This is a genomic window from Actinomyces sp. S6-Spd3 (assembly GCF_000758755.1).
Taxonomy (GTDB): Bacteria; Actinomycetota; Actinomycetes; order Actinomycetales; family Actinomycetaceae; genus Pauljensenia.
Genome location: NZ_JRMV01000276.1, coordinates 103121 through 118067 on the forward strand (window position 1 = coordinate 103121; position 14947 = coordinate 118067).

10 protein-coding genes are annotated in these 14947 nt (G+C 56.7%); 2 read left to right on the top strand and 8 right to left on the bottom strand.

The annotated features are described in order from the left end of the window. Nucleotides 1-195 precede the first annotated feature (195 nt). From HMPREF1627_RS05665 to HMPREF1627_RS05685, 5 genes are read right to left on the bottom strand one after another with little or no spacing between them, the layout of a single operon-like run. Nucleotides 196-2106 carry an ABC-F family ATP-binding cassette domain-containing protein gene (locus tag HMPREF1627_RS05665; protein WP_034501864.1) on the bottom strand — a complete coding sequence of 637 codons (1911 nt, stop codon included), beginning with the start codon at nt 2104-2106 and terminating at the stop codon, nt 196-198. Then, entirely contained in the window at nt 2107-3096 is a 990-nt protein-coding gene (locus HMPREF1627_RS05670) for a 4-(cytidine 5'-diphospho)-2-C-methyl-D-erythritol kinase (RefSeq protein ID WP_034501865.1), read from the bottom strand. It abuts the gene before it with no gap. Next, a complete protein-coding gene (gene rsmA, locus HMPREF1627_RS05675; protein WP_052040858.1) occupies nt 3089-4087 on the bottom strand; it encodes a 16S rRNA (adenine(1518)-N(6)/adenine(1519)-N(6))-dimethyltransferase RsmA in 999 nt (332 codons plus the stop codon). The genes HMPREF1627_RS05670 and rsmA overlap by 8 nt, the downstream gene beginning before the upstream one ends. Nucleotides 4088-4104: 17 nt before the next feature. Beyond that, a complete protein-coding gene (locus HMPREF1627_RS05680; RefSeq protein WP_234305258.1) occupies nt 4105-5478 on the bottom strand; it encodes a ubiquitin-like domain-containing protein in 1374 nt (457 codons plus the stop codon). Continuing rightward, nucleotides 5475-6599: a resuscitation-promoting factor gene (locus HMPREF1627_RS05685; protein WP_034501866.1), complete on the bottom strand. Its 1125-nt coding sequence runs from the start codon at nt 6597-6599 to the stop codon at nt 5475-5477. Before HMPREF1627_RS05685 ends, HMPREF1627_RS05680 begins: the two co-directional genes overlap by 4 nt. A gap of 278 nt (nt 6600-6877) precedes the next feature. On the opposite strand from HMPREF1627_RS05685, the gene HMPREF1627_RS05690 reads away from it, so the two are divergent. Both HMPREF1627_RS05690 and HMPREF1627_RS05695 read left to right on the top strand, forming a co-directional pair. Continuing rightward, entirely contained in the window at nt 6878-7684 is an 807-nt protein-coding gene (locus HMPREF1627_RS05690; protein WP_234305259.1) for a hypothetical protein, read from the top strand. Beyond that, the gene (locus tag HMPREF1627_RS05695; RefSeq protein ID WP_034501867.1) at nt 7681-9816 is read left to right on the top strand and encodes a transglutaminase domain-containing protein; all 2136 of its coding nucleotides are present in this window, start codon (nt 7681-7683) and stop codon (nt 9814-9816) included. The genes HMPREF1627_RS05690 and HMPREF1627_RS05695 overlap by 4 nt, the downstream gene beginning before the upstream one ends. A gap of 131 nt (nt 9817-9947) precedes the next feature. On the opposite strand, the gene HMPREF1627_RS05700 is transcribed toward HMPREF1627_RS05695, so the two are convergent. From HMPREF1627_RS05700 to HMPREF1627_RS05710, 3 genes are all read right to left on the bottom strand, one after another. Then, entirely contained in the window at nt 9948-10859 is a 912-nt protein-coding gene (locus tag HMPREF1627_RS05700) for a TatD family hydrolase (protein ID WP_034501869.1), read from the bottom strand. Between the two features lie 9 nt (nt 10860-10868). Continuing rightward, nucleotides 10869-11453: a DJ-1 family glyoxalase III gene (locus HMPREF1627_RS05705; protein WP_034501872.1), complete on the bottom strand. Its 585-nt coding sequence runs from the start codon at nt 11451-11453 to the stop codon at nt 10869-10871. Nucleotides 11454-11540: 87 nt separating this feature from the next. Next, entirely contained in the window at nt 11541-14945 is a 3405-nt protein-coding gene (locus HMPREF1627_RS05710) for an ATP-binding cassette domain-containing protein (RefSeq protein ID WP_034501874.1), read from the bottom strand. Nucleotides 14946-14947 lie beyond the last annotated feature (2 nt).

A 14947-nucleotide genomic window follows, 5' to 3' on the forward strand; every position in this document is an offset into this window, starting at 1 on the left:
AGAGTCGACACAAATTGTTAAGACCCCTCAAGAATGCATGTTTTATTTCGAAAAACGTATAGCACTGTTTTTTCCGCGGAATATCAACGAAAACTGAGTGTTGCTTCCGAAGAATGTTCACGTAATTACGATAAAGTCCAACCGGCTATTTGCCTCAGGTTAGGCTGTGCTACACAAGGTATGGCACTGCGAGTTCTACTCGTCAAGAAGCTCTGCATTCAGTAGCCAAGCTTCTTCCAACTCGTCAATTTCCTGGCGAATCTGAGTTGACTGCGCAGACAAGTCCGTCATCTCTTCTAGAGCGCTCTGATCCTCAGCAATGCGCGCAGCACATTCAGCAAGCTGTTCTTCGACCTTTTCAAGGCGTGTGCGCAAGGTATCGATCTTTCGCTCAAGCCGTGCGCTTTCTTTCTTTGCCGCTCGTCGCGCAGCAGAATCAGTCATCCCCGAGCCTGTGGCGTCTGCGGAAGATTCCTCCCCCGCCGCATTTCCAGATTGACGAGGCCCTGCCGCACTTTCGCGAGCATCGGGAGACTTTGCGCCACCGGCCTCGCGAATACTCAAGTATTCTTCAACTCCCCCGGGAAGAGCGCGAAGGCTTCCATCCCCCAAAAGTGCAACCTGGTGATCGGTCGCGCGCTCAAGAAGATAGCGATCGTGGCTGACAACGACCAAGGTTCCCGGGAAGGCATCAAGGAGGTCTTCCATTGCGGCCAAAGTATCCGTGTCAAGATCGTTCGTCGGCTCATCGAGAAGAAGAACATTGGGCTCGGCCATGAGCAGGCGCATGAGCTGAAGCCGACGCCGCTCACCACCAGAGATCTCACTGACCCGCGTCCACGCGCGCTCGCGAGTAAAGCCCATTCTCTCCGTCATTTGCGAGGCGGAAACTTCCTTGCCGTCAACGATCACGCTGTGGGCGACCGCGTCCACGGCCTCGACAACGCGAAGATCACTGAGCTCGTCAAGCTCGTGAGTATCCTGCGAAAGGGTAGCGATCTGGACGGTCTTTCCGCGTTTCACCCGGCCGCTTGTTGGCTCCAGATCACCACGAAGAAGATTAAGGATCGTCGTCTTACCTGCGCCATTCACGCCGACGATCCCCACTCGCTCCCCCGGAGCCAAGCGCCAGGTCACGTGGTCAAGGATCGTGCGCCGACCACCCTGAGGAGTCTCGAAAGAAACGCTCACGTCTTCAAGATCAACAACGTCTTTACCCAGACGAGCGGTCGCCATCTTGACCAATTCAACGCTATCCCTAGGCGGAGGCACGTCAGCGATCAGGGCCTCGGCCGCAGCAATGTGGAACTTCGGCTTCGACGTGCGCGCCGGAGCCCCGCGACGAAGCCACGCGAGCTCTTTCGTCAGGAGATTCGCGCGCTTCTTTGCGGCAACATCGGCTTGGCGGACGCGCTCGGCTCGCGCCAGAGTGTAAGCAGCGTAGGAGCCATCATAGATTTCTACCCGACCGGGGATCTGAGGACGAGAGCCTCCCGGGTCGATCCCGGGAACGACTTCCCAGATGGTTTCACACACTGCATCCAAGAACCAACGGTCGTGGGTGACAGCGATCAGCGCGCCGCTTGCACCCGGGCGCGCAAAACGTGCGTTCAAGTGGCGCGCGAGCCACGCAACGCCTTCCACATCGAGGTGGTTCGTTGGTTCATCCAAGCAAACGACGTCGGAGGGAAGTGCGAGCACCCGTGCAAGGTCAACGCGGCGGCGTTGCCCACCAGAGAGTGTTCCAACCAGAGCATGCAGGTCGATATCTGCCAAGAGACCGGCGTGAATATCGCGGATTGAACTCTGCGAAGCCCATTCGTATTCTTCGAGTCCCGGGTGAACAGCATCCATCACTCGGGCATTGTCATCAAGGTGATCCGCCTGCTCGAGCATGACCACACGCAAACCATCGCGAGTGATCACTTGCCCGTCGTCGGGCTGCTGCACGCCTGCGACCAGGCGCAAAAGCGTGGATTTTCCGGCACCGTTGGGCCCCAAGATTCCGATTCGCGACGTATCTTCAACGCTAATATCGACATCGGCTAAGAGCTGACGCGAACCCGCGAGTGCTCCCAGAGATTGTGTGCCTAGTAGATGTGCCACCTAGCATTCCTCTTCTTCGACAATTGCGCCGAGCGCGGGACCCGAGGTGGGCAGGGTTGCACTGACTTCGGGGCTGTGTGCCAAGGCCTCCGCAAGCTCGTCGGCGTGAGCCTTATCGCGGGCGAGCACTGCAATTGTTGGGCCAGAGCCGGATAATATCGCTGCGCAGGCACCGGCTGCACGCGCATCGCGAATCGTTTCAGCAAGCTCGGGATACAGATGGAGCGCGGGGGCGGTTAAGTCATTACTCAACGCCGGCGCCACGCTTGTTGCATCCCCCAGCAAGGCACGCTGATCTTCTTGGCTCAATGGCGCGGGGTCTATTCCTGTAGCGTTATTTTCCGCTTCTCTCAAGGCATCCAGTGTTTTGAAGACCTCGGGAGTCGAAAGACCCCGGTGCGCGCGGACCATGACCCAGTGATGGTGCGGCCACGTCGATGCGTCAGAGCCAAGCAAGGGAGTCAGAACATCTCCGCGGCCCTCCCCCACGCTCATACCGCCCATGATGCAGGCGGGAACGTCTGCTCCAAGCCCGCGCCCGATCTGGCACAGTTGCTCGAGACTCAGCCCTAGTTCCCATAAACGGTTGCACGCTACCAACGCTGCTGCCGCATCCGCCGATCCCCCGGCCATTCCTCCAGCGATGGGAATGTATTTGTCCACGCGGATCGACACTCCCGCGCTGGTTTGTGCCCAGGGACCCGTAGCTGCGAGCTTCTGGAGGACTTTTGCCGCACGGTAGGCCAAGTGCGATGTGGGATCTAGCTCGCTCATGAGCTGCGTCGCGCCCTGGTCAATGCTTCCGTCTGCAGCATAAGCATGGGTTTCGATGTGAATCCCCGGCGACTTGGCCGTGCGCACACTGACGTACTCGCGGATATTTAAGCATTCGAATACAGTGACGAGGCCGTGGTAGCCCTGCGTATCCGGCTGTCCAACGCGCAGGATAAGGTTCACTTTCCCCGGTGCAGATGCACGTACCTCACGCACTGGGCGACTCCGCCTGGCGTTCCTTCGCGTAACGATCTTGAGCAGGAAGAGGAATTGTTCCTTCTGCTCTCATTTCAAGCAAAGCGCGTCCGAGCCGCACATAGTCCTCGATCCCGAGCTTTTCGCCTCGAATAGAAGAATCCACCTGAGCGCGATCGCACAGCTCTTGGGCATTGTCTGCGCCTCCCGCCCAATTCTTCAAGGCGGCGCGCAGGGTCTTGCGCCGTTGCGAGAAGGCGGTGTCGCAGGCCTCGAAAGTCGCAAGACGCAAGGCGGTATCTCCGCGCGGGGTCTCCAAGCGACGCAGGGATACCAGCGCCGAATCGACGTTGGGAATGGGCCAAAACACGGAACGTCCAATGGTTCCGGCGCGGTTCGCATTCCCGTACCAGGCGGCCTTGACGGAGGGAACGCCATAGGTTCGCGAACCCGGCTCTGCAGCCAAGCGGTCTGCGACCTCGGCTTGAACCATGACCAGCGCATAGTCAAGCGAAGGGAAAGACTCCATCATCGACAGCAGCAAAGGTACTGCGACGTTATAGGGAAGATTTGCGACCAAGTGCGTGGGAGCATCCCAGTCAACCCCAAAGTCCGCCAAGCCTTCGATTTGCACGGCGTCACGATTGACAACGTGGAGACGCTGGGCTGCATCGGGCATGCGTTGAGCAACGGTCACGGGCAGGGCGCGAGCTAAAACGGGGTCAATTTCGATCGCTCGAACCCACGCACCAGCCTCGAGAAGGCCAAGGGTGAGGGAACCTAGGCCCGGCCCAACCTCAACGACCTGAGTTCCCTCGCCGATCCCCGCATCTCGAACGATACGGCGGACGGTTCCAGCGTCGTGAACGAAGTTCTGGCCCAGGGTTTTCGTGGGGCGAACTCCCAGCGCTTCGCAGATCGCGTGCACTTCGATAGGGCCAAGGAGCCCACTCTCGCTGGGCTCTGCGTCACTGGGCAGACGCGGGGTTGAATAACGACGGGTTGAACTCACGCACCCATCCTAATTGATCAGTACCAACCGACGGAGTTTGAATGCGCGAGCGCCGAACACGGCCTGCCGTAGCGACCCGCAATGTATCCCAGACCCCAGTTGATTTGAGTAACGGGGTTAGTCTGCCAATCCGCCCCTGCCGAGGCCATCTTGCTTCCCGGGAGAGCCTGCGGAATACCGTAGGCGCCGGAAGAGGCGTTCTTCGCGTAGGGATTCCAATGGGATTCGCGGTTCCACAGGGCAACGAGGCACTGGAACTCGGAGTCACCCCAGCCTCTTGCAGCGACCAAAGGCTTTGCGAGACTCCGCGGGTCTTCACCCGAATAGGTCAGCGGAATATTGGCCGCAACCATCGCCTGTGCAACTTCGGCGGAGTTCCCACCAGCAGCCGTAATTTCAGCTGCGCTTGAGAGGGTGCCGAGTTTTGCGCGGTAGCGAATGGAGCGGGTGCCATCCTCTTCGGTCTTCTCTTCAAGAGTTGCCTTGGGGTCAAGTCCGGCCTCGATCAGAGCCTTCGGGGTGACCTCTTTGGTTCCGATCGAGCGGATTTGCGCACTGGGCTCGCGAACCACCGTTGAGTTGAGCGGCGCCTCGAAGCGTTCACCGCCGTCAACGTTTTCGCTCCACGTCATCTCTTCGGCTTCGCCTTCAACACCCTTGGTCGTCACCTGTTCTTCGCCGGCGAAAAGCTGGTCGGAATCTTGGCGGTGTTCTTCAAAGGGAATGGCGACCTTGCGAGGAGCAAGTGAGCGCGTGACCTTGTGAATATCGATCGAGAGTCCCTCAGCAGTGGACTTCACCTCGACTCGGTCAAGGGGACTGAGGGTGATTCCCTCTTTTTCCAGGATCGAACGGGTATCCATGCCTTCTCGTGCGGTAATCGTTCGTGTATCTCCGTCAACGATGACCTTGACTTGTCGGGTCTGCGAAACCAGCGGGGTCAGGCTCGAACGCGACTGGGAACGATCAACTGCAAGAACTGCTTTCCCGGAATCCACTCCCATATCTGCCAGTACTCCTTCTGCAGAAGGAGCTGTGGACCACAGCGTTTTGCGCGAGCCGTCAATACTGAGCGTGTAGGGCTTCGCAGTACGCACAACGATGGTTTGCCCGTCACTGACCTGTTGGTGAATTGACGGCTGGACGAGGTCGTGTTCTGCCACCTCAACTCCGGCCTCGTTCAAGACGCCGGAAACCGAGTGCGCCCACGTCGAAACGGGGCGGATCACTCCGTCAACTTCAATATTGACCGTCGAGTGCTCGTGGGCGACGCCAATCCCCGCGATCCCGCACAGCACGAAGCTAGCTGCGCTCGCAGTGACGAGGACAGCTTGCTTCGATGGTTCCCAAGAGTGGGCGCGGGGACGGGAGTGGCGTGCGGATGTGGTCACAGAAGTCCTAGCGATCGAGCGCAGGCCGGCCACTGCCCCCATCCGGAGCGGGCCTGGAGAGCCTGGGCGCGCTGGGTCTGCTCAGCTGCCGAGGCCTCGGAAGGCAGTCCGGTACCGCCCATTGCGCGCCACGTGGAAGCAGAGAACTGGTAGAGACCGTAGTAGCCGTTACCGGTGTTCGTTGCCGGGTTACCGCCGGATTCGCAACGCGCGAGAGCGGCCCAGACGTCGTTGCCGGTCACGGTCGCCGACGAGCCTGATGAAGACGATGCGGCAGAAGATGACGATGCCGTTGTCGTTTCCTTGGTTCCGATCTTGACGATCTGCTTGACCGGTTCGGTGCGGTTCTCGGACACTACTTGGCTGACGATTTCTTGACCGTCGCGGCGCTCAACGTAGACGCTCCTCTTGATGGAGCCATCGGAGCCCTCTTGAGCAACCTTGCGGGTTCCCTTTGCCAAGGTGGAGTCTTCTTGTTCTTCAACTTCCTTCGTCAAAGTTTCTTCACGTTCTTCAACGCCGCGCTGAACGCGGATCACTCGAAGGAAGCTTCCCTGCTCATCGCTGGTGAAGACGACGCGGTCGAGGAAGGAAACCTCAACACCGGCTTGGGAAAGGAGATCGGAGGCACTTGCACCTTGACGAGCATCAACCGTGTGGGTCTGCCCGTCCGCAACGACGCGGATAGGACCGCTCGCCGTTAGGGCGGGAAGCTCTGCACGAGAGGTTGAACGATCAGCGGCGATAATGGCGCCCTTCGTGCCGACTTGTCCCAGCAAGTCATCAATGTCGGTTGCAGTCGACCATGTGGGAGTGGAGACGCCATCGATATCGACCATGTACTGCTGAGCGCGGCGGACAAGGATGGTCTGTCCGTTACTCACCCGTTCATGGAGTGAAGGCGCCACAAGGTCGTGCGAAGAAACTTCAACACCCGCGGTTGCTAAAACGTCAGAGACCTTGCCCATAAACCCTGAAACGGGGATAGAAACGCCATCAACTTCCAGAGTGACATCACGGAAGGACGAGGCAACGGCAGTACCGGCGATTCCGGTAACGGTCATGGCAGCAACTGCAGCGCTAGCGATAACAGCCTTGCGCGAGGGGTGCTGAATGTTCATATAGCTCCAAACTTCGGAGGTTTCGCCCTAGCAGTTTCACGAAGAAATGCGGCTCGCATGCGAGCCTGCGGCGAACGGACACTTCACACGCTACGGGGAAAATGAAATCCAAGCGAGCGATAGTGATACGGAACATACACATAAGCCACATAAATCACAGTTGTCACACCTGTAACAGCAGCTGAATGAGAGATTGATAAGTCAAATTGGCATTTATTCAGGGACGAACACTAGGATGGGGAAAGATTGTCACCGCTGCAAAGAAGGGACCGTGAATAATGAAGTCACGCCAACGCGGGATCTACGCACTTGTAACGTGCATTGCCTTGGGAGTGTCCATGGCGGCATGTGGATCCTCGTCCAACGGATATATCCAGGGGGACGGCTCAGAACCCGCTTATAAAAAAACGGTCTTCTTCTCAACAGAACCCAACCAAGATCTCAGCGATTTGAGTTCTGTCTCTCCTCAGCCGGAAGGCAAGGAAACATTCAGCCCCGAAGATTCAAAGCTCTTCCTCAACCGCTACCAGGTGGGCTACAACAAAGACAAACACACGCTGTTGGCAACGACCGATCGCGGTTCCTTCTCGTTCACTTTTAAAGGCGTAACGGTATTGCCGCAGACAACTCAAGATGGTCACAAGATCATCAAGGTTGATTACACCATGCAGAACCATTCACAGAAGAAAGAGACTCCCGACAATGCCCTGCGTTGGGTGTTCTACATGGCTTCTTCTCCACTTCCGGGCACTGACATTGCCAAGCAATACGCTGCTCACACCATCGATGATCCTAATCAGTTGACGATTTTTAAGCTCACTGACGTCGAATCACAGCTACTGAAAGCTCCTGACACCAGCCAATTCACCTCCGATGACGCTCAGGTGAAGGCTGCAGGTGAACCGGTCGGGGACTACTTAAAACTCTCGAGAGAACAACAAGACACCGTTTATTCTTCCCTCTTCCTTGCCCCGAGTGACCTCAGTTCAGTGAGTTTGAACTTTGTGGCATGCACGAATGGGAAGGGCCTGACCGCAGACATTTACTGCCGCGTCGTGCAACCGCTGGAAGGATCGCTTCAATGAGACTCGCACACACATTCAGTCGCGCCATTGCTGCGCTTGGCATTTTCACGGTAGTTTCTTTTGCCATTCCTGCCGCAGCTCATGCGGACGACAGCGTTGACCAGCTCAAGAAGACCGATCCTTCGGCTTTCGAGTGGGCCGAGGGCGTTCAAGAGGTCAAGCAGGGCGATAGATTGATCGTTCCGACCCAGATGTCGCTCAAGAACTTTGAGGCCCGTAAGGATATTGCCCCCTCAGGACAAGGGGCGCAATACACTCCGCCTTTCTCTGTTTATTCCGATGCGACGCTCACCGTTGATCTCGGTTTCAGCGTAGCGAGCTATGGTTCTCAGGGCCTTGCAATTGCTCCTAACCCGATCACCCTCATGACCCGCTCCCAGGCTAGCCCTTTGGCGGATATCACCGGAAACTCCGGCTGGGGACTTCTCCCCATGTACTACCTGGTCCAATACAACGACCTTGATACGGGCAAACTCCTGGAGCACCCGATTGTTCGCCGTATCCGCGTCAGCGACGAGGGTTTTCTCTCGCGTCCCCAAAATGTAGCGGTCAATGAGGAAGAAAACGGCACTTTTACCGTCTCGTGGGACCCGGTCGAAGGTGCAGAGAGCTACTACCTGGTTCATCTCAATAGCACAGATACCAAGGGAGTGACCCGTCTAGATCCCAGGTTGATGGCGGAAACTTCAGCCACTTCGTGGAACTCCGATCAGCGCGAGGAAGGGGAACGCAAGCTCGATACGTATCTTAATACTGCGCTCATAGGTTTCGTCACCGAAGAAGACCACAAGGGTCTTCATTCAGATGGTGGCTTTACCGATGAAGAGTACGATGCCATACTCAATGGCAAAGGCGCTCAGATCGCTGTCATCGCCAAGAAGGGCGCGAAGGTTTCCAAGATGTCCAATTTCCTCGACATCTCAGATACGATGGGAAACACGCCCATGAAGATTGCATCAAGTGCGTGGCGAGAACTCAATCCGAACAACTCGGTTTTCCAAAGTCTGAGCGATATCCCGACCCAGATTCCTATGGTCATGGCAGACGGACACACCCGCCTTCTTCCGATCATTGTCGACCCGGAGCGCAGTTGGGTCGAAACGAGCAACCCGCGTACTACGCAAGATCCGCAGGCAAAACTGCAAGTTTCCTATCATATTGGACACAGCCGTTTCACGAATACCTTCATCGTCCACAATTTTGATCCTTCGACCTATCTCAACGACTTGGCCAAGCTGAAGGACGATCAGGAAAAGAACAATCGAAGCGGTTACATCTCGACAAATCTGACTTATTCCAAGGAGTCCACATCCAAGGCCCCTGAAGATAAGATCGCTCGTACTTTCCCTGATACCCCTGTTCAGGTGCTTGGTTCGTCCGCGCTGTCCAAGTACATTGCAGCAAACCTCATGAGCGGTTACACAGACATTTCACTTGCCGATTTTGAGGAGGCAACGTCTCCACAGCGCGTGTGGGATGCACTCGATGAGGCAAAAGATCAGAATGGCCTAGTTCCTTTCATTATTAATGCAAACATTTCGGGAAGCGACAAGGTTCTTCACGTCGAGCTTGGAACGACCGCTGCAACTGACCAGCACCTGTCGCCCAAGGATTACTCCGCCCAGATCAACTCTGCGGCAGACAAAGTCGTTGCCGACATCATCAAGCCTGGTATGGATGACGCAGCCAAGGTACGAGCAATCAACTCGTGGATTATTGCCCGTACGACCTACAACTACGACAGTTATCACAGGACGCAAGAAATCTGGGCAAACCCGGATCCAAAGACGCATAGGCTCCCTCCTGAGCTCACTCCCGACCACGATGCAGGCGGCGTTTTCTTCAAGGGAACAACCGTGTGCGAGGGCTATGCGAATGCCTTCCAACTCTTGGCGCTCAAGTCCGGAGTGACTTCGATCGTCGTCACGGGAACAGTCACGAATGGCGGTGGCCATGCCTGGAATCAGGTCAAGATTAATGGCCAATGGAAGACCGTGGACGTTACTTGGAACGACGGAGGCGACTCTGGCCAAGAAGCAGTTGAAACACGCTATCTCATGGTCGATAACAATGATCCGGTTGTGACCAGAACTCGCACCTGGAAGGATCCCGCGATCAAGAAGATCCTCTAAGAAGATCAGGTCTACATATGAGTGGTGGGGCCTCCCGACAGGGAGGCCCCACCACTGTGTTTCAAGCTAAACGCAAGCATTCACGGCATGTGCGCGAGCATTCACGCACACTCTCCCGTTACCTCGACTGTTTACCAGCTCCCGTAGACCCTTTCAGTGTTCTCACGAAGCTGCACGCACGCGCGTTCTTCTGAAACACCCCACAGATCAGCGATAAAGCGAACAGTATGCGCCATCACGTAGGAGGCATTCGGGCAGCCCCGCCACGGCAGCGGAGTCAAATAGGGCGCATCTGTTTCAACCAAGACCAGCTCGGGAGGAAGGACCGCGAAAGCTTGACGAAGGTCCTTGTTCGCTGGATAGCTGATAGGACCGGCAAAAGACGCATACCACTCACGTTCAGCCAGAACAGATGCCATTGCCGCATCCCCTGAAAAACAGTGAAAGACAATGCGCTGATCGGGATTCGCACACTCACGCAAAAGCGCAATCGAGTCCTCGTGTGCCTCACGATCGTGAATCTGCAGCGGCAAATCATGGCGAGCAGCCATTTCGATATGCGCGCGGAAGGAATCCTTCTGGGCCTCGCGACCGGGATCAGCAGTACGGAAATAATCCAAGCCGCTCTCCCCCACTGCAACCACCATCGGATCACCCAAGCGTTCCTCCACGGCGGATAAGGCCTCGTCAAGGGGAATATGGTGCTCACGCACCTGCGGAACTAAACCATCGGGGGACGGATCGGCGCACCCAGCGTGCAGCGCGGCCTCGTTCGGGTGGATCGCAAGGGCAACGCGCACTCCCTCATGCGCCCGGGCAAGCTCAAGCATCGGATCGAAATAGGGCAGTTCACAGGCGCTGGAAATCATCCGCGTCACGCCTACCTGACGCGCGCGCTCCAATTGCTCCTCAAGAGGCATCTTCACACCGTCTGCGCGGGGGATCTCTCCCTCGTGGACGGGAAGATGCGTGTGGTTATCGATAACCGACGAGGCCAAAGGCTCGGGAGTATCCGGCCAGGGACGAGGCTTTCGCTTACCCACGGGACCTCCTCAGTGCTGCCAGACGATAGATTCACGGACCTGCTGCGCCGCCTCCTCGCCCAGAAGCTGATGGACCAGCTCGAGGCCAAGTTCCAGAGCAGTTCCCGCTCCCCTGCTGGTGACAATGTTCCCGTCAACGACGACGCACTCAGACTGAGCCTGTGCCCCGCCCGCGCTCAGGGCATCCATGAAGCCGGGGTTCGCAGTCGCGCGGCGCCCCTCAAGCACCCCAAGTTCAGCAAGAATCGAGGGAGCTGCACAGATCGCGGCAAGCTTGAGCGAGGCCTCGGCGCGGCGGAGTACCTCGGCGCGCACCTGCGCATTCTCTTTGAGCCTCAAAGTTCCCGGCATTCCTCCGGGCAGGAAAACCACCGCATAGGACGCCAAATCTGCGTCGTCAAGCATAAGATCAGCGACAACCTTGATGCCGTGAGAGCTTGCGACGTGGCGCTCGTTTTCAATCGAAATGAGGTCCGACTGAATCCCCGCACGATAGAGAGTATCAACAACCGCAAGGGCTTCGACTTCCTCGAATCCGGTCGCCAGTAGGACGGCGACAGTGTCGGTGGTCGAAAGGGTGGTAGGCGTTGGCATAAGTCCTCCTCAAACGGGCAGCCCGACGCGCTGCACGCGCGCTGCATACCTTCAGGGTAACTCAGACGCGCAGCGGCGCAGTCCGACCTACTCTGAGCGCAGGGCTTCGACAGGATCTTGACGAGATGCCCTCGAGGCCGGAATCAAGCCCGCGATCACGGTCAAACCAACCGAGATCGCAATCAAGATTGCCGCGGTGAGCGGAGAAAGTTGAGCAATGTTGCTCACCTGGAAGCCCTGCTCCGCGATCGCATTAACCATGCCGCAGATACCGTAGGTCACAGCAACACCGATGATGCCCGCAATCAGGCCCTCGATAAAGGTTTCCGCGTTGAATACCGCAGAGACATTGCGCTTTGAGGCACCGATCGATCGAAGAATGCCGATTTCTTTCTTGCGTTCAAGAACTGAAATATAGGTGATGATCGCAATCATGATCGAGGACACGACCAGTGAGATCGATACGAAGGCGATGAGAAGCCACGAGATCACGTTGACGATCCTCGTCACTGAGCTCATGAGTACGCCCATGATATCGGTGTAGGTGATGACCTGGTCGGACTTGCCCGCACTCTCCTTGTCAGCGTTGTACTGGTCCAAGACGGCCTTGACGGAATCCTTGTCCTTGAAGGACTTCGGGTAAATCGAGATGCTGCTGGGGGACTTCAGGTCAGCCCACCCCAGATCGCGCAGGTTGGTCTCAAGCGTGGGGACGTTCGTTGAGAACATCGTCGCCATCAAGGCGGCAAGGGACTTCTCATCAAGATTCGACGAGAAGGCCGACGCCATGGCCTCGGGATCGAAATGGAAGGCGCTGCTCATATTCGTAGCGAATTGGCTCATTGTTGCGCTGATCTGCTGGCCAATTGTCTGCGAAAGCTGAGTCATCATCTGGGTCATGGCCGTCGCCATGGTCTCTTGCAGAACCTGGCCGATCGCCGCGGAGACCCCGCGCATGAGATTGCCACCAAGCTGGGCGGCGATCTGCGCCGAAATCTGGTTCGCAAGTTCCGTTGACACCTGAGAGGCAACAGAAGCCAGTGCCGGGTCATCCCCAAGTGCCGCTTGCAAGTTCGTCATTAGCTTCTCGCGGTCAACAACTTGGTCAGAAGAGACGGCGGTATTGATCTGTTGAATGACCGAGGGCTGAGAGAAGTACTCAGAGACCAGCGTGGAAAAGTCCGTGGAGCCACCCGCAGCAATCTGGTTTTGCGCGTAGTCCTGGAATCCCTGAAGGATCTGACTTGCCTGCGAACTTAAGTACGTTCCTGCCGTGTCCTTCACGGCTCCATCTGCCAGCGTCTTGCGGATAATCGCAGGGAAATCAACATTTTGCAGCTGAGGAACGCTCTTGGTGAGCTCTCCCAGATTGAGCTTCGAGGGATCAATCTGCACCGCTGAACCGTCGGCGGGAACAAGCTGCGAAAGATCAATATTCGACAAGTCCATTCCCGACAAATCAAGGTTCGAGAAGTCAAGGCTAGACAGGTCCATTCCGCTGAAATCTAGGCCCGAGAGGTCCATTTGCATGGCCGATGGGTCGATAGAGAAAGCCGCAGAAAGCTTGTTTTGATCGACCGTAAACAAGCTGGACATATCAAAACCACTGGAACGGTCCTTCGAGGAATCCGCAAGTTCCTGGAAAGTCTTACCCGTGAACACGTCGGTCTTCGGGTTCGCCCGCTGATCCTTAACGATCTGACTATCCTCGGCCTCGCGAATGATCTGGCGGGTCAGCTCAGGGGTGTAGGCGAGGCCCTGACGCAGCGCTCCCCCATGCGAGGAATTCGGCTTCACGATTGCGCTAATGCGAAGCTCTTGGCCCTGGTCGATCAACTTCTTCATGAATTCTTTATCGGAAGAATGATCCGACCAGACCTTGTAGTTTTCGTCCCAGGTGTACTTTGCGGCTGCGTTGATGCGCTTGTATTTAATCCCCAAAATCTTGTCGTAATCGTACGAGGCCGCGGGGGCGTCGCTTGCCGAGGGGGACGGAGTCGGGGTGGCTGAGTTCTTTTCGCCGATGGTCCCCGAGTAGTACTGACGCATCAGTTCGTCGAATTCTTTGTGATCCTTCAGCCCGAGGACATACTCCATCAGGTTCGACATATTGCCGTCTTCATCAATAACAAGGACGACTTCGGACGCTGAAGTTGGCCAGTGGCCGGCAAGAACATCGTAGGAGGAGGTGTAAAGAGAGGATTCCTGCGGCATTTGGTAGAAGGCGTTAGTAGCCATCATCGAGGACATGGGACTTCCGCGCATGCCCGTTTCCATCCGATTCATTGCCTGATCGGGACTGACTTGGATATTGTCCTTCGAGGTATCGGCCTGGAAAATCTGCGGGGTGACGTCGTAGTCGTATTCGATGGCGTTGACGAAAGAGTTGACATTCCCGCCGTTCCCATCAAGGAATGCCTTCAAGGAGGCCAAGTCATTCGTCTTCGCATCGCGAATATTGTCTGCAAGAGTCCTCAGCTTGGAGACCCCGACTTTGCCGTCGCTTGGCTTCTCACTGCTAGCGGCTTCGACTTGCGCAGACAGGGCGCTGGACATGTCCATCCCGCTCTTTTGAATGGTCAGCGGGTATGCGCCCAGGGTTTCTTCTTCTGTTTGGGCGATGTACGCATTCGTGCCGTTCGCCAGAGCCAAAATCGCGGCGATACCGATGATTCCAATAGACCCCGCAAAGGAGGTCATCAGGGTACGGCCCTTCTTCGTCATCAAGTTATTGAAAGACAGCGAAAGCGCAGTCAGGAAGCCCATCGAGGTACGGCGCACTGGCTTGGCCTCGCGAACTTCTTCGGTACCCGGAACGAAAGGACGTGAATCGGCGACCACTTCACCATCCGCGAGCTCGACAATGCGGGTTGCGTATTGGTGCGCAAGCTCCGGGTTGTGGGTCACCATGATGACCAGACGGTCTTGAGCAACATCGCGCAGGAGGTCCATGACCTGAACGCTGGTCTTGGAGTCAAGAGCACCGGTCGGTTCATCGGCCAGGAGGATTTCAGGATCGTTAATCAGCGCTCGTGCAATGGCGACGCGCTGCATCTGCCCGCCAGAAAGCTGCGAGGGCTTCTTTCCTACGTGCTCGGCCAGCCCGACGCGTTCCAAGGCTTCCATCGCGCGCTTGCGGCGTTCGCCTCGGGAGACACCGGAGAGGGTCAGCGCCAACTCAACGTTGGACAAGATGGTCTGGTGCGGGATCAGGTTGTAGGACTGGAAAACGAAGCCGATGCGGTTGTTGCGGTAGGCGTCCCAATCGCGGGCTTTGTAATCCTTCGTTGAGATTCCATCGATGACCAGGTCACCGCTTTGGAAATGGTCAAGGCCGCCAACGACGTTGAGCATCGTCGTTTTACCTGAACCCGACTGACCTAAAATTGCGACGAATTCACTATCCCGGAATGCGACTGAAACGTCATTGAGCGCAACTTGACGCAGATTCGCAGTTTCGTAGATCTTGACGATATTTCGCAGTTCGAGCACTA

What these genes read in the sequence shown, in the direction of transcription:
- HMPREF1627_RS05690 (WP_234305259.1), top strand. Translation starts at nt 6,878, where the DNA reads ATGAAGTCACGCCAACGCGGGATCTACGCACTTGTAACGTGCATTGCC.
- HMPREF1627_RS05695 (WP_034501867.1), top strand. Translation starts at nt 7,681, where the DNA reads ATGAGACTCGCACACACATTCAGTCGCGCCATTGCTGCGCTTGGCATT.
- HMPREF1627_RS05685 (WP_034501866.1), bottom strand. Translation starts at nt 6,599, where the DNA reads ATGAACATTCAGCACCCCTCGCGCAAGGCTGTTATCGCTAGCGCTGCA.
- HMPREF1627_RS05705 (WP_034501872.1), bottom strand. Translation starts at nt 11,453, where the DNA reads ATGCCAACGCCTACCACCCTTTCGACCACCGACACTGTCGCCGTCCTA.